Origin of the sequence: Pseudomonas sp. OIL-1, assembly GCF_010669185.1 — a bacterium.
GTDB lineage: Bacteria > Pseudomonadota > Gammaproteobacteria > Pseudomonadales > Pseudomonadaceae > Halopseudomonas > Halopseudomonas profundi.
In genome coordinates this window covers 3,291,022-3,314,525 of the sequence record NZ_CP048629.1, presented here as the reverse complement: position 1 = coordinate 3,314,525, position 23,504 = coordinate 3,291,022, and the positions used below count along the sequence as shown (strand labels likewise).

The 23,504-nt window shown below is 57.8% G+C and carries 18 protein-coding genes and 2 pseudogenes; 14 read left to right on the top strand and 6 right to left on the bottom strand.

What is annotated here, in order from left to right; all coding sequences use genetic code 11:
- Positions 1-121 precede the first annotated feature (121 nt).
- The 3 genes from G3M63_RS15345 (at position 122) to G3M63_RS15335 (ending at position 3,133) form a co-directional block, all read left to right on the top strand.
- Positions 122-1,228 carry an alkene reductase gene (locus G3M63_RS15345; protein ID WP_163983673.1) on the top strand — a complete coding sequence of 369 codons (1,107 nt, stop codon included), beginning with the start codon at positions 122-124 and terminating at the stop codon, positions 1,226-1,228.
- An 89-nt stretch (positions 1,229-1,317) separates the two neighbouring features.
- Complete coding sequence (locus G3M63_RS15340; protein WP_163983672.1) at positions 1,318-2,142, top strand: aldo/keto reductase; 825 nt, start codon at positions 1,318-1,320, stop codon at positions 2,140-2,142.
- Positions 2,143-2,152: 10 nt separating this feature from the next.
- A complete protein-coding gene (locus tag G3M63_RS15335) occupies positions 2,153-3,133 on the top strand; it encodes an aldo/keto reductase (RefSeq protein ID WP_150298832.1) in 981 nt (326 codons plus the stop codon).
- 23 nt (positions 3,134-3,156) lie between these two features.
- Here the strand turns inward: G3M63_RS15335 and G3M63_RS15330 are convergent, their stop codons facing one another.
- The gene (locus G3M63_RS15330; protein WP_163983671.1) at positions 3,157-4,227 is read right to left on the bottom strand and encodes an SDR family oxidoreductase; all 1,071 of its coding nucleotides are present in this window, start codon (positions 4,225-4,227) and stop codon (positions 3,157-3,159) included.
- 477 nt (positions 4,228-4,704) lie between these two features.
- Between G3M63_RS15330 and G3M63_RS15325 the strand changes: the two genes are divergently transcribed.
- The 7 genes and pseudogenes from G3M63_RS15325 (at position 4,705) to G3M63_RS15290 (ending at position 10,752) form a co-directional block, all read left to right on the top strand.
- Positions 4,705-5,196, top strand: coding sequence for a MarR family transcriptional regulator (locus G3M63_RS15325; protein ID WP_150298830.1), 492 nt, complete (start codon positions 4,705-4,707; stop codon positions 5,194-5,196).
- Entirely contained in the window at positions 5,193-6,257 is a 1,065-nt protein-coding gene (locus tag G3M63_RS15320; protein ID WP_150298829.1) for an HlyD family secretion protein, read from the top strand. Before G3M63_RS15325 ends, G3M63_RS15320 begins: the two co-directional genes overlap by 4 nt.
- A 7-nt stretch (positions 6,258-6,264) precedes the next feature.
- Entirely contained in the window at positions 6,265-7,305 is a 1,041-nt protein-coding gene (locus G3M63_RS15315; protein ID WP_163983670.1) for a DUF2955 domain-containing protein, read from the top strand.
- Positions 7,306-7,872: 567 nt separating this feature from the next.
- Positions 7,873-8,417, top strand: a pseudogene (locus G3M63_RS19785) (chemotaxis protein CheB).
- 133 nt (positions 8,418-8,550) lie between these two features.
- On the top strand, positions 8,551-8,901 hold the full coding sequence (locus G3M63_RS15300) for a hypothetical protein (RefSeq protein WP_163983668.1): 351 nt from the start codon (positions 8,551-8,553) through the stop codon (positions 8,899-8,901).
- Between the two features lie 48 nt (positions 8,902-8,949).
- Positions 8,950-9,129: a general stress protein gene (locus G3M63_RS15295; protein WP_163983667.1), complete on the top strand. Its 180-nt coding sequence runs from the start codon at positions 8,950-8,952 to the stop codon at positions 9,127-9,129.
- A 300-nt stretch (positions 9,130-9,429) separates the two neighbouring features.
- Positions 9,430-10,752 carry a substrate-binding domain-containing protein gene (locus G3M63_RS15290; RefSeq protein WP_163983666.1) on the top strand — a complete coding sequence of 441 codons (1,323 nt, stop codon included), beginning with the start codon at positions 9,430-9,432 and terminating at the stop codon, positions 10,750-10,752.
- A 254-nt stretch (positions 10,753-11,006) separates the two neighbouring features.
- Here G3M63_RS15290 and G3M63_RS15285 read toward each other — a convergent pair whose 3' ends face one another.
- From G3M63_RS15285 to G3M63_RS15275, 3 genes are all read right to left on the bottom strand, one after another.
- Positions 11,007-11,327, bottom strand: a complete 321-nt coding sequence (locus G3M63_RS15285; RefSeq protein WP_163983665.1) for a hypothetical protein — start codon at positions 11,325-11,327, stop codon at positions 11,007-11,009.
- Entirely contained in the window at positions 11,311-11,622 is a 312-nt protein-coding gene (locus tag G3M63_RS15280) for a hypothetical protein (protein WP_218573619.1), read from the bottom strand. Before G3M63_RS15280 ends, G3M63_RS15285 begins: the two co-directional genes overlap by 17 nt.
- Positions 11,623-11,945: 323 nt before the next feature.
- Entirely contained in the window at positions 11,946-13,787 is a 1,842-nt protein-coding gene (locus G3M63_RS15275) for a carboxylesterase/lipase family protein (protein ID WP_163983663.1), read from the bottom strand.
- 1,009 nt (positions 13,788-14,796) lie between these two features.
- Here G3M63_RS15275 and G3M63_RS15270 point away from each other — a divergent pair.
- The 4 genes and pseudogenes from G3M63_RS15270 (at position 14,797) to G3M63_RS15255 (ending at position 22,148) form a co-directional block, all read left to right on the top strand.
- Positions 14,797-16,050: a TolC family protein gene (locus tag G3M63_RS15270; protein WP_163983662.1), complete on the top strand. Its 1,254-nt coding sequence runs from the start codon at positions 14,797-14,799 to the stop codon at positions 16,048-16,050.
- Positions 16,047-17,513, top strand: a pseudogene (locus G3M63_RS15265) (efflux RND transporter periplasmic adaptor subunit). The gene G3M63_RS15270 and the pseudogene G3M63_RS15265 overlap by 4 nt, the downstream one beginning before the upstream one ends.
- Positions 17,503-20,643: an efflux RND transporter permease subunit gene (locus G3M63_RS15260; RefSeq protein ID WP_163983661.1), complete on the top strand. Its 3,141-nt coding sequence runs from the start codon at positions 17,503-17,505 to the stop codon at positions 20,641-20,643. The pseudogene G3M63_RS15265 and the gene G3M63_RS15260 overlap by 11 nt, the downstream one beginning before the upstream one ends.
- Positions 20,644-20,771: 128 nt before the next feature.
- Positions 20,772-22,148 (top strand): heavy metal sensor histidine kinase, encoded by a 1,377-nt coding sequence (locus G3M63_RS15255; RefSeq protein WP_163983660.1) that lies wholly within the window; start codon positions 20,772-20,774, stop codon positions 22,146-22,148.
- Between the two features lie 10 nt (positions 22,149-22,158).
- Here G3M63_RS15255 and G3M63_RS15250 read toward each other — a convergent pair whose 3' ends face one another.
- Together G3M63_RS15250 and G3M63_RS15245 are read right to left on the bottom strand one after the other, a co-directional pair.
- The gene (locus G3M63_RS15250; protein ID WP_163983659.1) at positions 22,159-22,848 is read right to left on the bottom strand and encodes a heavy metal response regulator transcription factor; all 690 of its coding nucleotides are present in this window, start codon (positions 22,846-22,848) and stop codon (positions 22,159-22,161) included.
- 156 nt (positions 22,849-23,004) lie between these two features.
- Positions 23,005-23,331, bottom strand: coding sequence for a four-helix bundle copper-binding protein (locus G3M63_RS15245; RefSeq protein WP_150298818.1), 327 nt, complete (start codon positions 23,329-23,331; stop codon positions 23,005-23,007).
- Positions 23,332-23,504: the final 173 nt, after the last annotated feature.

Below are 23,504 nucleotides of genomic sequence, written 5' to 3'. Positions count from 1 at the left end.
CAACAACGGGCGAGGCATGGCATTCGTCACCCAGATGAAACTCGAGGTCCGGCTGCCGTGTCAGGTTCGATACACCGGGCTTCATCTCCTTTTCGAGAAACCGCTACCGAGGAAGCATCCCATGGCCGAACGAAACGACATCCTGTTTAGTACTTTCCAGCTCGGCGACCTGACCCTGCCCAACCGAATTGTCATGGCGCCATTGACTCGGTCGCGCTCTTCTCAGCCAGGCGACGTGCCAAACGACCTCAACGCTGAGTACTACCGGCAGCGCGCCGGGGCGGGTCTCATCATCGCCGAGGCGACTCAGGTCTCACCGCAAGGAAAGGGGTACGCCTTCACCCCCGGGATTCATTCGGACGCTCAGGTTGAAGGGTGGCGCAAAGTCACCAGCGCGGTGCACGAGGCGGGAGGGCGAATCCATTTGCAGCTGTGGCATGTTGGCCGAATTTCTCATCCTTCGCTGCAACCTAATGGCGAGAAGCCGGTGGCACCGTCGGCCATCAAGCCCGAGGGCGCCCAGACATACATCAGCGCTGAATCCGGGATGGTCGATATCCCCGAGCCCCGCGCACTCAGCGAGGAAGAAATTCCAGGTATTGTCGAGCAGTTCCGTCTCGGCGCCGAAAATGCCAAGCGCGCGGGCTTCGATGGAGTGGAGATCCATGCAGCCAACGGCTACCTGCTGGACCAGTTTCTGCGCAGCGAGAGTAACCAGCGCACCGATGCATACGGGGGTTCGGTAGAGAACCGCCTGCGTTTCCCCATGATGGTAGTCGAAGCGGTCGTTGGGGTATGGGGCGCTGAGCGTACCGGTATTCGAGTTAGTCCCACCGGCAGCGCCAATGCCATGCGCGACGCCGACCCTGTTGCAACCTACGGCGCGCTTGCCAAGCGTCTCAATGAGGCAGGCATCGCTTACATAGAAGTGGTGGAGGACTCGTTCCAGGGCAACCTGGAGCAAGGGCGGCCCCAGGCGGTCATCGATGCCATCCGCCAAAATTTCAAAGGGCCCTACATCGGTAATGGCCACTACACCGGTGATGAGGCACGTCAGCGTATCGAAGCGGGACAATGTGATCTGGCATCTTTTGGTCGACCGTTCATATCCAATCCCGATCTTCCGGAGCGGATCCGGCAAGGCGCTGCGCTTAACGAGTGGGATGCGAGCTCGTTCTATGGCGGCGATGAGCGCGGCTATACGGATTATCCGACGCTCTCAGACTGATTGCCGACGCGGGTCGCTCGTCGGCTGGTTTCGTCGCGTCGCGTCGCCGCCTGGTTGCCGCACTATCTGTTCTAACATGAGGGTCCTGAATGACAATCCCCACCATCGCCTTCGGAAATGGCCACGAAATCCCCCAGCTCGGCCTCGGCGTGTTCCAGATCCCGCCGGAACAGACCCGGCAGGCTGTGCTCGATGCCTTCGATATCGGCTACCGGCACGTGGATACCGCAGCGATTTACAAGAACGAGCAGGGCGTGGGCGACGCGATCGCCAGCGCCGGTCTGCCGCGCGAACAGCTGTTCATTACCACCAAGTTGTGGAACGACCAGCAGGGTTACGACAGCACCTTGCGGGCCTTCGATGAGAGTATGGCCAAGCTGCAGCTCGACAGGCTCGATCTTTATCTGATCCATTGGCCCTGTCCACAACGGGGCGACTTCGTCGACACCTGGAAGGCGTTCATACGCCTGCGCGACGAGGGCCGGGTGACCTCGATCGGCGTATCGAACTTCCGTGTGCAGGATCTCGAGCTGCTGATCAGCGAGACCGGCGAGGTTTCGGTAGTCAACCAGATCGAGTTGCACCCGTACCTGCAACAGCCGGAACTGTGCCGCTATCATGCAACCAAGGGGATTGTCACTGAGGCCTGGAGCCCGCTAGCGCGTGGCGGGGATATCCTTGCCGACCCGCTGATCAAGGCGCTGGCTGACAAGCATGGCAAGACCGCGGCGCAGGTCGTGCTGCGCTGGCACCTCGATAACGATTTCGTGATCTTCCCGAAGTCGGTCCACACTGAGCGTATGCGCGAAAACTTCGATCTCTTCGATTTTGCGCTCGAAGCTGATGACCTGGCGCAAATCGCTTCCCTCGACCGTGGCCAGCGCATCGGCCCCGATCCGGCAGAGCTGAACTAAGGGAGGCCGAATGGACTACATCAATCTTGGACGAACCGGACTGAAGGTCTCACGGCTTTGTTTGGGCTGCATGACCTATGGCGTGCCCGAGCGCGGCACTCATCCATGGACCTTGGACGAAGCGCAAAGCCGGCCGTTGATCCAGCAGGGGCTGGAGCAGGGAATCAACTTCTTCGACACGGCTAACGCCTATTCCGATGGAACCAGCGAAGAAATCGTCGGGCGCGCGTTGAAGGATTTTGCGCGCCGGGACGAAGTAGTGCTGGCGACCAAGGTGTACATGCCGCTGCGCAACAAGCCCAACGTCGGCGGACTATCGCGCAAGGCCATTTTCAACGCCATCGACGAAAGCCTGCAGCGCCTGGGCACCGACTATGTCGACTTGTACCAGATCCATCGCTGGGACTATGCCACGCCAATCGAAGAAACGCTTGAGGCACTGCATGATGTTGTCAAGGCTGGCAAAGCGCGTTACATCGGCGCCTCGTCGATGTACGCCTGGCAATTCGCCAAGGCGTTATATACCGCCGAGCGTCACGGCTGGACTCGCTTCGTTAGCATGCAGAACCACGTCAACCTGCTCAATCGCGAAGAAGAGCGCGAGATGCTACCGCTTTGCGCCGCCGAAGGCATTGGCGTGATTCCGTGGAGCCCGCTCGCTCGCGGCCGCCTGACCCGCGATTGGGACGCAACCAGCGAGCGTAGCGATACCGATGCCTTCGGTCGCACGCTTTATGGCGCAGCCGAGGATGCCGATCGCCAGGTCGTCGAAGCGGTAGCTCGAGTTGCCGAGGCGCGGGGCGTACCGCGGGCGCAAGTGGCACTGGCGTGGGTGGCACAGAAGGCCGAAGTCACAGCTCCAATCATAGGAGCCTCCAAGCCTCACCATCTTGAGGATGCGGTCGCCGCGCTGGAATTAGAGCTAACAGAGGAAGAAATCACTCAGCTCGAAGCGCCTTATGTGCCACATGCTGTGGTCGGCTTCAGCTAATGATTCGCTTCATCCGAGCCGTTTCATGAGTGACCGCCGGCGAAGGTCGGGATGTAGCCTTTCTCGCCCAGCCGGCGTATCGCGCCGATAAGGCAGTCCTCGGTACTCACAGCCTCGCTGAAGCCGGCGCGGCGGATCTTGCCCATGTCCGAGATCATGTCGAACTCGGTATTGAAGATGAAGTCGCCGAAGGGCCAGCCCACCAATTTGTCGAAAGGGATCGGTCTCAGATTATGACGCTCGGCGAGTCGCTGCCAGGTATCGCGCATTTCCGGCATTTGCCGGGCGAGGGAGAACGGCAGCGGCTCGGCCACCTCCATGCCCAATGCATTGCCAACCTTGTTCCAGATGCGCTCCCAGCGAAACGGTTCGCCAACCAGGTTGAATGCCTGATTGCGTGCGGCGGGGTCAAGCGCAGCCCAGAGGCTAGCCCGTGCCAGCCAGCGCGCGTCAGTCAGCTGCGCCAGCACGCCACGGTAGGTACGTACCGAACCGGGGAACCGCAGCGGCACGCCGGTTTCGAGGCTGAGCGCGGCGAAGGCGCCGATGACCAGGGCGATGTTCATCGGATTGCCGGCTATATCGCCGACCACCACGTCAGGACGCAGAATCGACCATTCAAAGTCGCCTCGCTCGGCGCGCTCCCGGAGCAGGTCTTCCTGGTCGTAGTAGAAGTTAGGACCGACATGGCGCGGCGTTTCGTCTTCATAGAATGGCGCCGTGCTCGGCCCCAGGTGCACGCCGTAGACCTTGGCGCCCTGGTAGTGGATGACTCGCTCGAGATTGGCGCCGGCCGCATTCAGACCGTCCAGCAAATTGCGCAGCATGGCACCGTTTATCATCGCTTCGCGCCCTAGGTTCGCGTCCGGCCGCAGTGCTGCGTAGAAGACGTGGGTGGTGTCACCAGCCGCCGCTAGGGCCTGATGACTGGCGTGAGCATCGGTGAGGTCAAGGTCGATTGTCTCAACGTCGGCGATGAAGCTGCGCCTGACGACCCGGACCGTCCAATCGCCTTGTTCGAGCAAGGTTTCCACCAGCGCGTGACCGATGATGCCGCTAGCTCCAACCACCAGAGCCACTTTTGAATCTGACATGAGTACTCCGCGTCGCGGCCCGAGATGGGCAACCGAGTAAGAAAATCTTTCGCATACTTTCCAGAGACAAGCAAAATCGCATCCGATTCCAGATGGAAGCCAGTGTCGCGCCTTCTTGCTGTTGGCAGAGTGTCGCAAGGTGAGGAGGGTGGTCGGAAGAGCAAGCATAGCTGGCCACGGGTCGGCAGTAGACGCTATATCGAACGGGGAGTTGAGTCGTAGCCCTAGGGGTTCGTTTCGGATCCCCAAGCCGAAAGACCGCTTTCGGGCCAGAAGCGGACTCGCGAAACGCGTACAACACCTTGAGCCACTCCGTTTAGTTCACCGCCGGTATTCGCCCCGAAGTAATGCTTGGTAAGCATCCCCTTCTAGCCAATCGAGTGAACAAATTGGCTTGCTAAGTATCACCATGAGCGTAAGCTATATGCTTAGCGTGCTAATTAGTTTCTGCCTTTTTGGTCACCCTTGGAGGACCCGATGACAACATCAGCCAACTCAGCGTTGCCTTTGCATCAGACACTCAAACCCTCCATGGGGGCGTCCATGGGGCGGGTGCATCGACTATGGCGCAGCGCGATCAATCAGGCGGTCGGCGAGCTGGGCATGACCGAGGCGCGCTGGGCGGTGCTGATCCATTTGGACCAGATTGGCGAAGGCTCCACGCAGCAGGCGTTGGCGACGGAACTGGTGATTGAAATGCCATCACTTACCCGCACGCTGAACCAGTTGGAGCAGCAGCAACTTATCGAGCGGCGCCGTAGCGCGACCGACGGACGTGCTCACTGCCTATGGTTCACCACCGCAGGCCGTAAACAGGTACGTCTGCTGGAAGATCACATGGCGCAGGTTCGCTCTGAAATCTACAAAGGCATATCCGCCGAGCAGCTCGATGCGTTTGCTGAGGTGCTATTGAGCATGGAGCGCAATGTACGCTCGCTGCTGGGCCGTTCCGGGGAGCTGAGTGCATGACGCCAGATCAGATTTTCGCCCGCTGGGTGCGCGCTGCACTGATCGTGTTTGCTCTGATGTTTGGTTATTTTCTTGCCGCTGATCTATGGATGCCGTTAACACCGCAGTCCCGGGTCATCCATCCGGTCATTCGTGTCGCGCCGCAGCTCAGCGGGCAAATCGTTGAGGTCGCGATAACTGACAACCAGCATGTGCGTGCGGGCGATCTGCTTTTCAGGATCGATCCGCGCCCCTACCGATTGGCGCTACGCGATGCGCAGCTGAAGCTGGAAGCGGCCGAGCGTGACAATGCCGGCTACGATGCGTCGCTGGCTGCGGCGGAAGCCGAGGTGCGTGCGGCACAGGTGCAGCTCAACGAGCTTGCGCGCGAGCACAAGCGTCTTGAAACTTTATTGGCTAGTCGCAACGTCTCGCAGCAGCTCTACGAGCAGACCCGGTCCAACTACGAGGCGGCGCAGTCGGGCCTTGCCAGTGCCAAGGCGCGAGCCGAGCAGCTACGAGTGGAACGTGGTCTCACCGACGAGAGCAACCTGCGTTTGCGCCAGGCTCGCAATGATCTGGAGCAAGCAGAATTGAATCTGAGCTACGCGGAGATACGCGCCGAGATCGATGGCATCGTATCCAATCTGCAAGTCAAGCCGGGCACCTACGCCTCGGCCGGCAGCGCACTGGCCGCACTGGTCAGCGATGAAGCGGATGTCATTGCTGACTTTCGCGAAAAGTCGCTGGTGCACATGGCGCTTGGCGAAACGGCGGCGGTTGTATTCGATGCCCTGCCGGGCCGGGTATTCGATGCCCGGGTAATGGCGCTCGATGCCGGTACATCACAAGGACAATTGCTGCCCGACGGCAGCCTGGCGTCGCCGGAGAGCTCCGATCGCTGGGTTCGTGATGCGCAGCGCCAGCGGATCCATCTAGCAGTGCAGGATGCGCCCGGGCTCCTGGAACAGCTGCCCTCCGGTTCCCGCGCGACCGTGCAGCTGTATCCGGTGACCGGTCTGGCCAAGCTGCTCGGCAGTCTGCAGATTCGTCTGGTCAGCCTGATGCATTACATCTACTGAGGCCGCGATGAGACCCATACTGCTAGTCAGTAAGCGACAGCTGGAAGCCAATGATGTGCGTCAGTGCCTGCGGATCGCCTTCGGCGGCATGCTGGGTTTTCTGTTGTGCAAGTACATGGGATGGAACTACGGCGCCTTTTTCGTGGTACAGCCGATACTGCTGCTGGGAATGGTGCCAACTCTCAATGGCCACGTGATGCGGCAATTCCTGGCTAACATGTTGCTAGTGAGCTTTGCGGTGCTGGTCATTCAGGGGATGTTTGGCGATAAGCCGGTGCCGATGATCCTCCTGGTGATTGCCATGTTCGCACTGCTATTCAGACAGATGAGCCGAGGCGCCAATTTTCTGTTTGGCGCAATGTCGGTGGTCAACCTGTCAATGCAGCTGCATTTCGCCAGTTACCCGACGGCAGATGTCGGCGATATTGTCGCCTCGAACATCGCATCGGTATTCACCACTCTGTTCATCGTCATGTTGATGCACGCGCTGTTCGGCGACGTCGCGCCGCGTGAGCCTCGACGGCTGCCGAGCAAACCGCTGACCAACCAGCGCCATGAGGTGATCCTGGCCACAACGGTGGCAACACTCTCCTTCGTGGTGTTCCAGATATTCAACTTGCAGGGCGGCTTGTCCGCCCAGGTAGCCAGCATTCTGGTGCTGTTTCCGCTTAACTGGAAAGGCGCAGGCCCGGCAGGCTGGAATCGGGTACTGGGCACACTGGTGGGTTGCAACGTGGGGTTGGTCGTACAATTCGTGCTAATGGACCATTTCGATGTCCTTCCCTTCGTTGCCGCCGGACTCTGGCTCAGCTTGATGCTCTTCGCTCGAGTCCACCTGCTTGAAGGCGGGTCCGGCGCCGGCTTTGCCGCCCTGACGACCATGGCCATTCTTTTCGGTCAGAATCTTTCGCCGCGCCAGGACCTATTCTATAGCGATCTGTATCGCTTCTGGTCTCTGTCGATTTCGGTGACGCTGTCACTTATCGCAGTTTACTTGCTGCACCTGATTCTGAATCGGTTTCAAGCAACGCGCTTTATGCAAGCATAGGGCTTGATGAGGTAGCCAAGCAGCTGAACGAGCGTCCACGGATAGCCGAAAAGCCGATGTACGGATGCGCTACCTGCTTCGGTCACAAGCACACGTCTTCCCCCGACAAAGCCTCCGAACGGGACTGCCCATCAAAGAAAAGGCTTCCTCCCTCATTTGACGTGCTGCGGCTTGGTTCAATTGGCACCGATTGCACTTGTTGCCGGCTGGCCTGCGCATGGAATCAATGGGCAACCCGAAAGAAAAACAACCCAACGACGATACCCATGATTCTCGAAGCCGCTACTCCGTTATCGATCGCACGAGAACATTTCGCGACGACGATTAGCGCGCTGACCAAAACGCTTTCGGGAAAGCAGATGCTCGCTGCTTCTATCCGGCGGGTTCCAATGTGCCGACCAGCGAGTGAGCAGAACCGGGCCCACCCCTGAAGCACTAATACCTGCTCAATCACCCCGCACATGATCACGTCCGCTGGCTTGGCAGCTCATAACAGGCTGCCTATGCTGTCTTTCTACCGAGACACACACGAGCAGCCCGAAGGGCGACCTGCCGGCTGCGTTTTTAGTGGTGCTGCATATCCCACCCTACGTGCGCAGCGAACTGAGAGAGATACTTTCGCTAGAAACCGAGATGCCTGTCGTTTCCGTTGATGCCAACCAGCCGCTGGAAGCCGCCACCGTATACGTGGCTAACGCGGACCACCACCTGCTATTGACAGACGAAGGCATCCGTATTACGAGGGGCCCCAAGGAGTGCAGGGTAAGGCCGGCGATCGACGTGCTGTTCCGATCGGCTTCGGTTGTTTTTCAAGAGCGTGTAATCGGGGTTGTATTGAGTGGTGCGTTGGACGATGGCACCGCCGGCCTCTGGCAATCAAGGACAGGAATGGGCTTGCCTTTGTTCAGGCCCCATCAGAAGCGCTTTACGACTCCATGCCAAAAAGCGCTATTCAGCACGTTGAAACCGACTCCGTTGGTACGCTTGTTGAGCTTGCGGAACGCATCACGACAACAGTCAAAATCTCGCTGCAGCCCTGCGACCGGACAACGAACGACATCGGGTCGAAAACGGGATCAGTGTTGATGGTAACGGGCTTGGCGCAGGCGTGATGAATCCTGGGAAGGTTTCCAATTACACCTGTCCTGACTGCCATGGCGTTCTGGTACAGATCAATGAAGGCTCGATTGTCAGGTTTCGCTGCCACACAGGGCATGCTTTTCAATCAAAACCCTCATTGCCGAAGTGAACGCGGCGATTGATGTAGGCTTGTGGGGCACGCTGAGAGCGGTTGAAGAAAGGGTCATGCTACTGTGTCAAATGGCCAGTTTGGCTGAGGCAGACCAGTGTTCTGGAGAAGCGGAACGTTACCGAGCGCTTGCTGCAGATGCGGAGGCTCGGCTCAAGCCTTTGCGGAAGCTGGTATTGGACGGGGATTTCTTCAAGCTTGAACAGGCGGTCACGAACTCGAAAAAGATGCTGGTCCAGGCAAAATCGCTATTTTTTCTCAACGATATCATATTGATTCTGCAAGACATCCTTTCGTCGGCGTTGCTGAAACGCCAAGAACTTATCGAGCATGCGGGCCTCCATTGAATAGAGGCGCTTGATACTCAAGTCAGCCCTGAGACGTGGAGGAAAATCATGAGTAATGATGCCAAAGGCAACCCAGGCAACTTCGCAAATGATAAAGAGAAAGCATCCGAAGCCGGGCAGAAGGGCGGTCAGAACAGCGGCGGCAATTTCGCCAATGATAAAGAAAAGGCTTCAGAAGCAGGCAAGAAGGGTGGCGAGAACAGCCACAGCGGCGGCCGTAAAAGCTGATCGCAAAAACGGGGGCATAAGCCCCCGTTTCTTTGTGCCCCCTACCTCATTAGGGCCGGCACCGTCACCACACTGATCACGTAGCTGTCTCCCTACCTAATCGCAAAAGTCGCGGTATATTGAACACACATCCCGCCGACCCGCAGCGTAACTATTCATCGAAACCTCGGATGTAATACCAGACGGCTGTATCGTCAGGGCGGAAACTGGCTGATGTTCGTAATGCCCCTGTAATCTGAATGACACATTTTCGCCGCACTCTGGCTCGCTAAAACATGGACGTCCGATGTGAGGTTAGCGATGCAATCAGTTTGCGGCAGGCTCCTGCGCCACCTGGGATTTACTCTGGCTTTTGCACCCGGGCTGGTCGTTGCCCACGACATGGAAATCCACGGATCCAACACCATTGGCGCAACGCTCGCTCCAATGCTGGTGACCAGCTTCCTGGAACAGCTGAGTGGAGCCCCTGTCGCAGCGAGGGCAACCGGGACCGAGAACGAGACGCTTCTCGGTACCACGCTGGACGGTCAGCCGTTGACCGCGCTGGTAGCCGCCCACGGCACCAGCACCGGCTTCACCTCGCTGGCGTCCAACGGCGCCGACATCTGGGCTGCCTCACGACGCATCAAGGCAAATGAAGTCGATGCCATGGCGGGACGAGCTGACATGACCAGCGCGGACAACGAGCACATCATTGCCATTGATGGCCTGGCGATTCTGGTACATCCATCCAACCCGGTCGATGAGCTCAGCATAGACACCATGGCGAAGATTTTCGCTGGCGAGATTACCAACTGGTCAGCGGTTGGCGGTCCTGACCGGGCGATTCAGGTGTACGCCCGCGATGACCGCTCAGGGACCTGGGACACGTTCAAGGATCTGGTTCTGGCGGGCAAGTTCAAGCTGACTGGCCAAGCCCTGCGCTACGAGTCAAACGACCAACTGTCGATGGATGTCAGCGGTGATCCGGCGGGCATCGGCTTTGCCGGTTTCGCCTCGGTGGGTAACGCCAAACTGTTGGCTATCGCTGACGGTAACGCCCCGGCCCTCAAACCCAGCCGGCTGTCGGTGGCTACTGAGGACTATCCCCTGTCTCGCCGGCTATACCTTTATACACCTGGGACAACCGGCACAGCTTTGGCTCAAGCCTTTATCCAATACGCCCAGAGCCAGGCAGGGCAAGATATTGTGGCCAAATCCGGATTCTTCTCCCAGACCCCGTTTGCAGTTGATCCAGTACTGGACAGCAGCGTTCCTGTTACCTTCAAGCGTCTGACTGAGCGCTATCAGCGCCTGTCTGTGAACATTCGTTTCGCTGAGGGCCGCACCAAGCTCGATAACAAAGCCAACCGAGATTTAATGCGCATTCAGCGATATCTCGAACAAACCAGTAAAACGGGGCGCGACATAATGCTGATTGGCTTTGCAGACAAGCAAAGCGACGAGCTTCGCGCTCAGATGATTTCCGAACTGCGTGCCCTGTCCGCCAGTAAAGCACTGCGCGAACGTGGCACCGTCGTATTGGGCCATACCGGATATGGGCATTACATGCCCGTTGGCTCAACGGGCGGAGCAACTGGCGCACAGCGTAATGGGCGGGTCGAGGTATGGGTTCGGCGGTGAGTGGGATCAGGATCATTGCTTACCGCCGTACTCAAGCAAGGCGCTCTCAGCGCATAGAAGGTTTGGTATCCAGGTATCTTTTTGCGCTATTTACAGGCGCCAGGCACGCGGCAAGCGCAGGTCGATGGCGCGTGGCACGAATGATCGGCGACGCACCGCATTATTCCGGGCTCTAAGCCAAGCCCTATAGTTTATCTCTTCAGCTAGGGTCAATTGTCATTAGGTTCCCAGTTGGCGTTTCGTATAGGTCTAGATCATGCGCTCGTTCGTCCCTTAAACCCTGCTGGTGCCGCTTTCTTCTCTTTGGGCAGGTCGACTTTACGCGTGTTTTTGAACGCAAGCAGATCCACCTCAAATATGCTGATTACTGCCTGATTGTTGCCGTGCACGTGTGCAATCTGCCGCTCATGGTGTGCCTTGAACGGGGCTTGAGCGCTTGATCCCCCAAGCTGGCCAGTGTTGGCCAGCATAACCGGCTGGTACATATGAAACTGAAGGGCAGTGGTCATGGTATCAAAGGTACCAATATCCTTATCCAGAGCTGCGATGACAAATCCATCACTTATCTCGCGCATATCCGCGCTTACCTTGATAAGCCTGTAAAATTTGTCTGCCAGCGGCACTTTCCTGTCGCAACAGCCACACCGCGCGGTTAATCGGCTTTTTCAGATAGGGATGCTCAACAAAGGTGTGCCCCGCGAAGATTAGAGCCCCCGTGCTGTCTGAAAGCCGATGAAGTAACCACATGTCGTCCGGATGAATAGCCAGTTCTGGAAAGACGATGAGATCAAGCTGCTTCTTCTGTTGATCTGAGGTCTTACGATTTGCGAAGCGACTTGCAGCGAGTTGCTGGCCAAGCAAGCGGCACATGGCGGCTAGATGTGCTCTATGCCTAGCCCGATAAGATGCGGTCCACATCAGCGGGTCGCCACTGGATAAGTCGCTGTCCTGAGGCATTAGCGTCTGCACCAACGCAACCCTGAATTCGCGCAGGTTAGATTTTGGGAAGCCACTCAACAGGCAGCAGATAGGCCGGAAGATTAGACTGTTTGCCGTATATCGGCCTTGCTCAGCCAGCCGAGCTTTGACTAGTTTGAGCAGGTCTGACGGTTGGCGAATCGAACCAAAGCCTTCGATATCCGTCCTATCGGGTCAGGGTTGATGTAAACCCTGACCCTAATTTCAAGACGTCGTTATTCGACGGTATTCCTCAGTGGCGGCTCATCCCAGAAACTGCAGTTGTGCTGAGCACGAAAATCACTCATCGAAACGGTTTTCGGGGCGGGAGTCTCCAGGCGCATGACATTTCCGCCCGGCGTATAGCGGGGCCACTCTACTGAAGCGGCGCTACCATCGACGCTATTTGGGTCACCATATTTCGCAAAGTTGGCCCAATAGCTGAGCATTTGTTCAGAGAGTACCTGTTGGGCTCCTGACGGGTCGCCGAGGTCGAAGCTCTCCTGGTTATTGAGTAGATATGGCAGCTCAAAGGCGTGTGAGGCCCCCAGCGGGAAAACGTCTGGGATATTGACGCCAGTAGCCGCACGGATAGCCCGATAGATATCGCTTGAATCGCGATCTGCAAACCAATATCCGTATGTGTCTACCTGGTCCTGCAGCTGCGACCATTGCTTCTGGTTCGGACAATTAAAGCGCCAATCAGTCACAATCAACGAGTAGGCGTACACGTAATCATAGGCGTACTGGGTGGGGAGGTCTTTTTTTGCGAGTTCGGCCTGTTTAAGTGGATCGGCAGCAATTAAGGCACGTGCGCGTAGCAAGTAATGATCGGCAACTTCATCGCTGTCCAGTTCGCTGTTTTCTTTGATTAGGTTGGCGACAACAGGGCGATAGGAAGACGGCAAGGAATAAGTCCAACCGCTGCCAGATGAAATCAGCATGAACAGGTCCCCTTCATCCAGATTGCTGCCCATCAGCACCGGGACCTTATTGAAATCGCCAGAGGTAAGCGCTGTATTGATAGAAATTGGGAGTAATCGACTATCGGCATGATAGACCGGCAGAACACTTTCGATTTGTCTTTCAGCCAGAACCTCTGTCTGAGATGTGAGAATGGTATCCAGGTCGACAGCGCGAAGGCAGTCCAATAATGCAGTGTCCTCAGCACATACGTCAGGCGATTTTTCTCGAATGCGTTGGATGATGGGGGCACCGATTCTTGTTTCTCCGTCGAAGGCCTCGGATGCACCGATCAGTACAGTATCTGGAGCCGCATTGAGCGGGAGCTGATCACCGTTATATGACCCACTTTGTACGATCGCTCGATGAAACAAGCCGGCCGCAGAAGGTGAGGCGATATGACTAAGTACGCTGTGGCCGCCAGCGGATTCGCCAAATATAGTGACGTTGTCAGCGTCCCCATCAAAGGCGCCGATGTTCTGCTGAACCCACTGCAAGGCAAGCTGCTGATCCTGAAGACCGAAGTTGGTGTCGCCCAGCGAACTATGAGGCAGGAACCCGAGCGCGCCCAGGCGATAGTTAAGTGTAACAACGACTACGCCATGCTCCACGAGCCGCTCTGGTTCGTAATCGGTGCCACCACTACCGCCAAGCAAGGCGCCCCCATGAATCCAGACCATGACGGGGTAATCGCCAGGACTCTCAGGCGCATAGACATTTAAAAACAGGCAGTCTTCGATTGCACTGTATGCACCAAAGCTTGTGTCCGGCTGCGCACACGCATCGCCGAAGTCTTTCAATTCGATGAGGCGATCGTGCGAACTTGCCAGGATGGGCGCAGCAAAGCGCTCAGCTTCACCGTAGCGTATTCCCCGGAATACCCGCATACCGTTTTCGCTTACGCCCTTGAAACTGCCAAGGGTTGTGATTGCCGTCAGTGGGTCAGCTGGCGCTGCGGGAGGAGTCTCTACCTCTGGCGCAGGTTCGCTGGAAGCAGGGGAGGCACTGGATCCGCCGCCGCCTCCGCTCAAGCAGCCCGACAACAAGGTGGCCGTTAGACTAAGAGCGAGAATTTTTGCGGTGAAGCCGGTACTTGTGATTCTAATAACGTCCATGTGAGCACCCGAGGTTCCATTGTTGTGTATTTGTTTGTGAAGGATTGCAGGTAGGAGCTGATGATGGCAAGTAAATTGATGGGCGTTGGTGGACCCGAAGGAGGCGTGACGGCTTGACCGGTAGGGAAGTTGAACCGGCGGGCGTTCACCGACGGCGGAATGTAGCCACTGTTCGTCGGACCGGCGGAGTACCGTATTGGTAATACGAATTACGCGGTTTTGTTTGTCCTGCCGTCTCAGCTCAGCTGAGCATCGGTCGCCGGAAGACACTGTTTATCCGGTGAAGTACATCGTATGGAAATATTGGACCAGCCTTTTTGGGGCGAAAGCAGGAATACTGGGCCTGGTCGGCAATATCTACTGATGTGGCTTTCGCCGCGAACTCGGTCTTTTTACCGACTGGCTCTGATAACGGCGACATCGGACCGGCGAATCGCGAAGCTGACATAAATGTAATTTTCGGTTCAGTTTACTGACAGCAGGGCCTGATAAGCTTGGCGGCATCCACTGGCCGGACGTATTCAGAAAAGGATTTGTTGCAGGTGTTGTGCACCTGCCAGCCAAAACCATGATCAGCTATCGAAACCTGTTTCTCATTATCCTCATGCTGCTTGCGCTGCCTCTGAGAGGGACGGCGGAAATGAGAAATGCAGATACATTTCATGCGGATCACCAGTCGGATTCTGCTTTCCACAGCGCCACACTCGAGCTGGAAAATCGTCCCCAGGAGTGCCTCACCCAGGGTGACGGAAGCGCTGTTTGCGACACCGGTGAAGAGTGTCAAACCAGTAGTCTGTTCCAGCTAGCGTCCGGCGAATTCAGTTTGCCTACACTAAGCCCACTCCTTTCAGTTTCTCTCCGAGACCGGATCCCAGCCCGCGCCCCTGATATCGTCTGGCATCCTCCCCGTAGCTGATTTCGCTCATGTTTCCAGGTTCGCCTGACCCGTCAGGTCGGGTGGTCGAAGCATGCCGCTGGCATGCGCTAGAACATCATCGGAATCACAAATATGAACTACCGAATCATCGGGGTGCGTTCGGCCGCAGCTGTCCTGTTGGTTGGCCTACTGGCTGTGCCAGGTCTCTCAGCCGCGCTGACCCTTGAAGAAGCCCTCAGAATCGCTGAGCGCGAAGCGCCTTCATTGGCTGCGCGCAATGCTGACCTGCTGGCTGCGCAAAGCTCGATTGGCCCGGCAGGCGAGCTGCCTGATCCGAAAGTGACGCTTGGCCTTCAGAGCGTACCTATCGAAGGCGAAGCCAGACTGCGACTGGACGCTGAGCCAATGACCATGCAGATGGTTGGGCTGATGCAGGAGGTGCCCAACCGGGCCAAGCGGCGTGCACGCGTGCAAACCGCCGAAGCGACCGCAGCGCTGGCGCACGCTCAGCAGACGGTTGAACGCATCAATATTCGTCAGCTGACAGCGCAGGCCTGGATTGACGCAATGGCCGCGGAACAGAAGCTGAAGATCTTCAAGCAGCTGTATGCCGAAAATCAACTCTTGTCTCAGGCCGTCCAAGCCAGAATCGCAGGAGGGCGTGGTTTGACGGCCGACAGCCTGTTGCCCAGGCAGGAAGCTGCCCAGTTGGCCGAGCAGCAAGATCTGCTCGAGCGGGATCAGGCGATAGCACGCGCCGGACTGCGGCGCTGGATCGGCGAAGCCGCAAGCACGCCGCTGGACGGAAACTGGCCAACCTGGGGGGACGATATAGACCTCTATCGCCACAACCTCAATCGCCATCCAGAGCTGATGGCGTTTGGCCCCATGAGTGATCGTGCTGAGGCGAAGATCGCTGAAACCGTCTCGGATAAAAGGCCTGACTGGGGGTGGGGCGCGGAATATCAGCGCAGGGGCGGTGGTTTCGGCGATATGGTCAGCGTCAGTGTCAGTTTCGATCTGCCGGTCTTCCCTGGTTCCAGACAGGAGCCCAGAATCGCCGCCGAGCGTGCGCGTCTAGCCGGGCTGCATGCGGAGCAGCAGGCCATGCTGCGCCTGTACGAACAGCAGCTGGCTGAGGATGCCGCTGACCTGCAGCGGCTCAAGCAGGCAGTGTCCCGACTCGATGAAACGCTGCTCCCGCTTGCTGAGGAAAAGATCCGCCTGGCGACGGCCGATTACCGGTCCGGCAAGGGTGAACTCACCTCGGTAATCGACGCACGCGAGGCGCTTGTGACCTTGCGTATGCGGCGTGTCGACCTGTCCCGCGACCACTCACTCGTCAGTGCCCGTCTGTATTTTGCCTTTGGAGATATCCAGCCATGACCTTTCCTATCAAGCGACTGGCTCTGCTGATGAGCCTGCCGATGCTACTCAATGTCGGCGGTGCCGGACTCATATTGGCCGCAGGTAACGTTCAGGCTCAAGCGGCTGAGCAGGAGGAACGAGAAGTCCTCTATTGGTACGACCCCATGTATCCGCAGGAGCGTTTTGACGCGCCTGGTCCGTCTCCATTCATGGATATGGCGCTGTTACCGCGTTATGCCGATGAAGGAGACGATGGCGCATCAGTCACCATCGACCCGAGCGTGATGCAAAACCTTGGCATGCGCACCGCTCCAGTCACACGGGAAGCCATCAATCAGAGCGTAGAAGCGGTCGGCAGCCTGCTGTTCGATGAGCGTGATGTGGCGATCGTGCAGGCACGTAGCGGTGGCTTCGTCGAAAAGGTTTACGACCGGGCGCCGGAGGATGTAATAGCGAAAGATGCGCCCTTGGCAGATCTGTTTGTGCCGGGTTGGGCGGCGGCGCAGGAAGAGTACCTGGCTTTACGCGGCATGAACGAGCCGCAGCTGGTCGCGGCGGCGCGTCATCGTCTACGTCTGGCTGGTGTGCCGGCCGAGGTGATCGCGGAACTCGAGCGCACCGGCACAGCGCGGTCGAGCTGGACGATCACCAGCCCCATCGCCGGTGTACTCCGCTCGCTTGAGGTTCGGGAAGGGATGACCCTGTCTGCCGGTGCGTTACTCGCACGCATTAACGGGTTGGAAAACGTCTGGCTGGAAGTGGCCGTTCCTGAGGCTCAGGTGGCCCAACTAGCGGTTGGACAGAAGGTCGAAGCCCGATTGCCCGCGTTCAAGGGCGAAAGCCTGGAGGGATCCATCGAAGCGGTATTAACCCAGGCGAACCTGGATAGCCGCACGGTAAGAGTCCGGATCGAGTTACCCAACCCAGACCTTCGCCTGAACCCTGGAATGACGGCGCACGTGACCCTGAGCCGGGATCAGGATTCTGCTCTGATGGTGCCCGCTGAGGCTTTGATCCGTACCGGTCGGCGCACGCTCGTCATGCTTGCCGAGGACAAAGGGACATTCCGTCCGGTTGAGGTTCAGCCCGGCCGTGAGGCCGGGCAACAAGACCGAAGTGTTGAGCGGGTTGCAGGAAGGCCAGCAAGTGGTTGTCTCGGGGCAGTTTCTGCTGGATTCCGAAGCCAGCCTGCGTGGGTTAGTCGTTGAACCAGAACAACCGGAGCCAACCGTGGCGCCGGCACCGCATCAAGCCGAAGGCACAATCACAAGCCTGCACGACGGCAAGATCGGCTTGTCCCACGGGCCCTTCAAGACATTGAACATGCCCGGCATGACCATGGCATTCCATTCCCGGTCGCAGATCAGCGCTTGCTGGAAGGTCTGAGCGAGGGCGACCGCGTTCGCGTCGGCGTTCGCGAGGAAGATAAAGGGCTGGTCATCGTGCAGATTGAGCAGCTCGGGGGCGGCCATGATCACTAACATCATTCGCTGGTCGGTAACCAACCGTTTTCTGGTACTGCTCGCCACACTGTTTTCAGTCGTGTGGGGCGTATGGGCGGTGCAGAACACAGCCGTCGATGCGCTGCCTGATCTGTCCGACGTGCAGGTCATTATCCGCACACCCTATGCCGGTCAGGCACCGCAAATCGTTGAGAGCCAGGTGACCTATCCGCTGACCACTACAATGTTGTCGGTACCGGGGGCGAAGACCGTCCGCGGCTATTCGTTCTTTGGCGACAGCTACGTGTATGTCCTGTTTGAGGATGGCACGGACCTCTACTGGGCGCGCTCGCGCGTGCTGGAATATCTCAGCCAGGTGCAAAGTCGGCTGCCGGACGGTGTCGCGCCTACCCTGGGTCCGGATGCCACAGGGGTCGGTTGGATTTACCAGTACGCATTGGTGGACCGTACGGGTCAGCATGACCTTACCCAGCTGCGGTCGTTGCAGGACTGGTTCCTGCGCTACGAGCTCAAGACCCTTCCTAACGTGGCCGAGGTGGCGACGATCGGTGGAATGGTCAAACAGTATCAGGTGGTGCTCGATCCGGTACGCATGGCTAGCCGCGAGGTGACGCAACAGCAAATCAAGCAGGCGATCAAGGAGAGTAATCAGGAAACAGGCGGCAGCGTACTGGAGCTTGGCGAGAGTGAGTTTATGGTTCGTGCTTCAGGTTATCTTGAGTCGTTGCAAGATTTTCGCGATATTCCGCTGCGCCTGGACAGCGGCGGCGTGCCGGTCACGCTGGGTGATGTTGCGCATATTCAGCTGGGCCCGGAAATGCGCCGTGGGATTGCCGAACTGGATGGGGAGGGTGAAGTGGTGGGCGGTGTGGTCATTCTGCGTAGCGGCAAGAACGCGCGCGAAACCATTACCGCCGTAGACGCCAAACTGGAGGAGCTGAAAAAAAGCCTGCCCGAGGGCGTCGAGGTGGTCACCACCTACGATCGCAGCACATTGATAGACAACGCCGTGAAAAACCTCAGCCACAAGCTGCTGGAAGAGTTCATCATCGTGGCGCTGGTGTGCGTTCTATTCCTCTGGCATGTGCGCTCATCGCTGGTGGCCATTGTCTCGCTGCCGGTCGGCATTCTGATTGCTTTCATCATCATGCAGCGCCAGGGCATCAACGCGAACATCATGTCTTTGGGGGGTATTGCGATCGCAGTCGGTGCGATGGTGGATGCCGCGATCGTGATGATTGAAAACGCCCACAAACATATCGAGGCGTGGCACAAGAATAACTCCGATAGGAAGCTGGAGGGCGCCGAGCACTGGAAGGTGATCACCGATGCGGCGATCGAAGTCGGGCCGGCGCTGTTCTTCAGCCTGCTGATCATTACCCTGTCATTCATTCCTGTATTCACGCTCGAAGCACAGGAAGGGCGCATGTTCGGCCCGCTGGCCTTTACCAAAACCTATGCCATGGCAGCGGCCGCAGGGCTATCGGTCACCCTGGTTCCGGTGCTGATGGGCTACTGGATTCGCGGCAAGATCCCTGAGGAAGACCGCAACCCCATCAACCGTGGACTCATCCGGGTGTACCAGCCAGCGCTCGAAGCGGTGCTCCGTTGGCCCAGGGTCACCATTGCGGTCGCAGGACTCGTCTTTCTGACGGCCCTCTGGCCGATAACGCATCTGGGTGGAGAATTTCTGCCGCCCCTGGACGAAGGCGACCTGCTGTATATGCCGACGGCGCTGCCGGGGCTATCGGCGCGGAAGGCATCTGAGCTTCTGCAGCGAACTGATCGTCTGATCAAAACCGTTCCCGAGGTGGCGCGGGTGTTCGGCAAGGCCGGCCGTGCCGATACCGCGACTGATCCTGCGCCTCTGACCATGTTCGAGACGACCATCCAGTTCAAACCGAAAGATCAATGGCGCCCAGGCATGACGCCTGAGAAGCTGGTCAAGGAACTGGATCAGGCCGTTCAGGTGCCGGGTTTGGCCAATCTCTGGGTGCCCCCCATTCGCAATCGTATCGATATGCTGGCCACCGGCATCAAGAGCCCGATAGGGGTCAAGGTGTACGGCGCTGATCTGGCACAAATTGACAAGGTCGCCCAATCCGTTGAGCGCATTGCCAAGACAGTGCCAGGTGTCAGCTCGGCGGTGGCCGATCGCATCACGGGCGGACGTTACATTGATGTCGACATCAATCGCGGGGCGGCGGCACGCTACGGGCTGAACATTGCTGACGTGCAAGCCATTGTCGCTGGCGCTGTCGGTGGCGCGAACATCGGTGAGACGGTAGAGGGCTTGGCGCGTTACCCGATCAGCTTGCGCTATCCGCGCGAGTGGCGTGACTCGCTCAGCGAGCTTCGTAACCTGCCGATCTATACGCCGCAGGGTAGCCAGATCACTCTGGGCAGCGTCGCGCAGATCAAGGTGACCGAGGGACCGCCGATGCTGAAAAGCGAAAACGCACGGCTGACGGGCTGGGTGTACGTTGACGTGCGTGACCGGGACATGGCCTCGGTAGTGGGCGATTTGCGTACGAAAATAGAGGAAGAGGTGACGCTTGAGCCGGGTATGAGCATCAGCTATTCCGGACAGTTCGAGTACATGGAGCGTGCCAACGCAAAGCTTAAACTGGTCGTGCCGGCCACGCTGCTGATCATCTTCGTGCTGCTTTACCTTATTTTCAATCGCTTCAGTGAAGCCTTGTTGATCATGGCGACACTCCCGTTCGCGCTGACTGGCGGTTTGTGGTTTCTGTATCTGCTCGACTACAACCTGTCGATAGCAACAGGTGTCGGCTTCATTGCGCTGGCAGGTGTATCTGCTGAGTTTGGCGTCATCATGCTGCTGTACCTGACCAATGCCTGGGCAGATCGCCGGCGCGCCGGTCGCTCCGATACCCTGGCGTTGGTGGATGCCATTCGAGAAGGCGCGGTGCAACGCGTTCGACCCAAAGCGATGACGGTAGCAGTCATTATCGCGGGCTTGCTTCCAATCCTGTTGGGCAGCGGTACGGGTAGCGAAATCATGAGCCGGATTGCCGCGCCGATGGTTGGCGGCATGATCACAGCGCCGTTGCTGTCGCTCTTTGTTTTACCGGCAGCGTATCTGTTGCTGAGACGCCGGGAGACTGCGCAGAACCCGCCGAGCTGATGCCAGGCAGCGTTGGCGGCTTGCCGAACTCCGTCAACCCGGCCTATGGTGGCTGCGTGGCGCAACGATACGATGCTGTCCACGCACAAGCCGCCAGCTGTGGGCTCAACACCGAACGAGAGGCAGAAATGAGCAGGTTGTCGCTACGCGGGAGGATGGCGTTTCTTTTCATCATGGTCGTGACCGCCGTGCTGACACTGGCCGCCATCAGCTTCGATTATTTTTGCCGTCTCCATTTCGAGCGGCAGGATGCCCAGCTGCTTGATCAGAGAGTCGGACAGGTCAAAGCTATTCTCACGCGCGGTAGCGGGCTGGACGCGGCAATGGTGGCGGACATCAACCGCCTGATCGACACCTCTTTCGGGTTGGCTGCCGTGATCAAGGAGGGCGATCAGGTGGTGTATTCCCATCACAAGCTGTCCGAGAAGCTGGGCGCACTGCTTAGCCCAGGACAGGATGACCGGTGGTTCATCGATCTGGGAGACAACCGCTACAGTGGCATCACCGAGCGCATCCCGGGGTGGTCTGGCGGGGACGGAGGAACGATTCACCTGGCGCTGGATGTCACCCATCGCACGCACTTTTACGAAATGATTCGCCAGTGGTTTATTTATACGTTGGTGGTCAGCGCGATTCTCAGCGGCGCGCTCGGTTTTGTCTTTATACGCAGAGGGTTGGAGCCGATATCCAAACTATCCCGGACGTCTTCCGTCATCACTGCGAACTGCCTGGATACCCGCATTTCAACCGAGTCAGTGCCGAGTGAACTCCACGAACTTGTTGCTAATTTCAACGCCATGCTTGAGCGACTCGATCAGTCCTTTTTACGGCTGTCGAACTTCTCTGCCGATATAGCGCATGAGCTACGCAGCCCGTTGAACAGCATGCTGACGCAGACTGAAGTCGCGCTGTTGAAGGATCGCGACGCGACGGATTACAAAGACACGCTGTTTTCGACGCTTGAAGAGCTCCGCCGTATGGCGCGGATGGTTGACGACATGCTGTTCCTCGCCAAGGCCGATAACGGCATGATCACACCCGACTTCGAAGACCATGATCTGGCGGAGGTCGCCTCGAACGTATTGGAGTATTACGAATACGCTGCCGACGAAAAAGGCATCAAACTGACTGTGCACAGCGATGGTCCGGCGCCTGTGAGAGGGGATGACCTCATGCTACGTCGAGCAATCTCCAACGTGATGTCGAATGCGGTGCGCTATGGCGAGGCCGACACCACCATTGATATCACCATCTCCAAAAACGGCCCGTGGGTGGAACTCAAGGTAAGCAACCAGGGCCCGACGATCCCCTCTGAGCATATCGAGAAGCTGTTTGATCGATTCTACCGGGTGGACAGCGCACGGCGGGAGGGCAGCACTTTGAACGCGGGTCTGGGCATGGCGATTACAAACTCCATTGTGGAGGCGCATAAAGGAAAGATCATCTGTACCTCGGCTGAAGGCGTCACTACCTTCGGGGTGAAGCTGCCAGCGGGAACAGTCTGACCCTTGCCATCTAGCCCTGACCCGCTTCGTCACCGTCAATAAAATAGCCCATGCCCCGCACCGTATGGATCAGCTTGACCGGGTAGTCGTCGTCGATCTTTACCCGCAGCCGTCGGATTGCGACTTCAATAATGTTGGTGTCGCTGTCGAAATTGATATCCCACACTTGCGAGGCAATGAGCGATTTGGATAACACTTCGCCACGCCGGCGCAGCAGCAGTTCCAGTAACTTGAATTCCTTGGCGGTCAGGTCGATACGCTTGCCGCCGCGCTCCGCCCTGCGCTTGAGCAGGTCTATCTGAAGGTCTTCTACGGTCAGTGTGGTCTGGACGGTGGTGCCGTTACCTCGGCGTAAAAGGGATCTGACCCGAGCAAGCAGCTCGGAGAACGCGAAGGGTTTGACCAGATAGTCATCGGCGCCCAGTTCCAGCCCCTTGACCCGATCTTCCACCCGGTCTCTGGCAGTGAGAAACAGAGTAGGGGTGGCATTTCCGCCGGCACGCACATGTTCCAGCACCTGCCAGCCATCCAGGCCAGGCATCATCACATCCAGAATCAGCAGGTCGTATTGTTCGCTAAGGGCCTGTTGGGCCGCATCAACACCGTTTGTGACCAGGTCAACCACAAACCCGGCCTCACTGAGGCCCTGTTTCAGGTAAATGCCGGTCTTCGGCTCATCTTCTGCAACCAGGATTTTCACAATTAAGCTCCTAAGCGATAGCTCATTGTGCCGATCTCCGCCGGGGGAAGCCATTTCCTTTCAGAAATGTAATGAGGTTGCGTCTAACGCATCATCGATACTCAGATTTCGCCTGGATTGGCGCGCCCGTACTGGTCCCGAGCGCGCCAAGCGGTCTCAACCAGCCATCCGCTCACATTCTTCGGCGCAGGCCATACAAGCCTCTGCACAGCGCTGACAATGATCTGCTTCATGTTTTTTACACTCTTCGCCACAGGCGCGGCAGATCTGAGCACAGATTCGGCAAACTTCCTTGGCATACTCACTGTCTCGGGCCATGAAGTTAGCGGCCAGTTGGCAGATATCCGCGCAGTCAAGGTCGAGCTTGATGCAGCGAGCCATCATCTTCACATCGTCTTCGCCGAGGCACGCAGCGGCGCAGGTTTGGCATACGATCGCACAGTTGCTACAGGCCTGGATGCATGATTCAAATTTGGAATTCATGTGTGTCTCTCCACTGTAAAGGTTGGTTTGTGCCGCCTCGCTAGCCGGCGGGCACATGCTTGTGATCAAAGGCGAGGAGAGAAGTTTTACCCTGAGGATCTAACTGACAGAATTGTAATGTCCCGATCAGGCGGACGACATACTCGTCTGGTGTCTTCCTTGACGAGACTGCT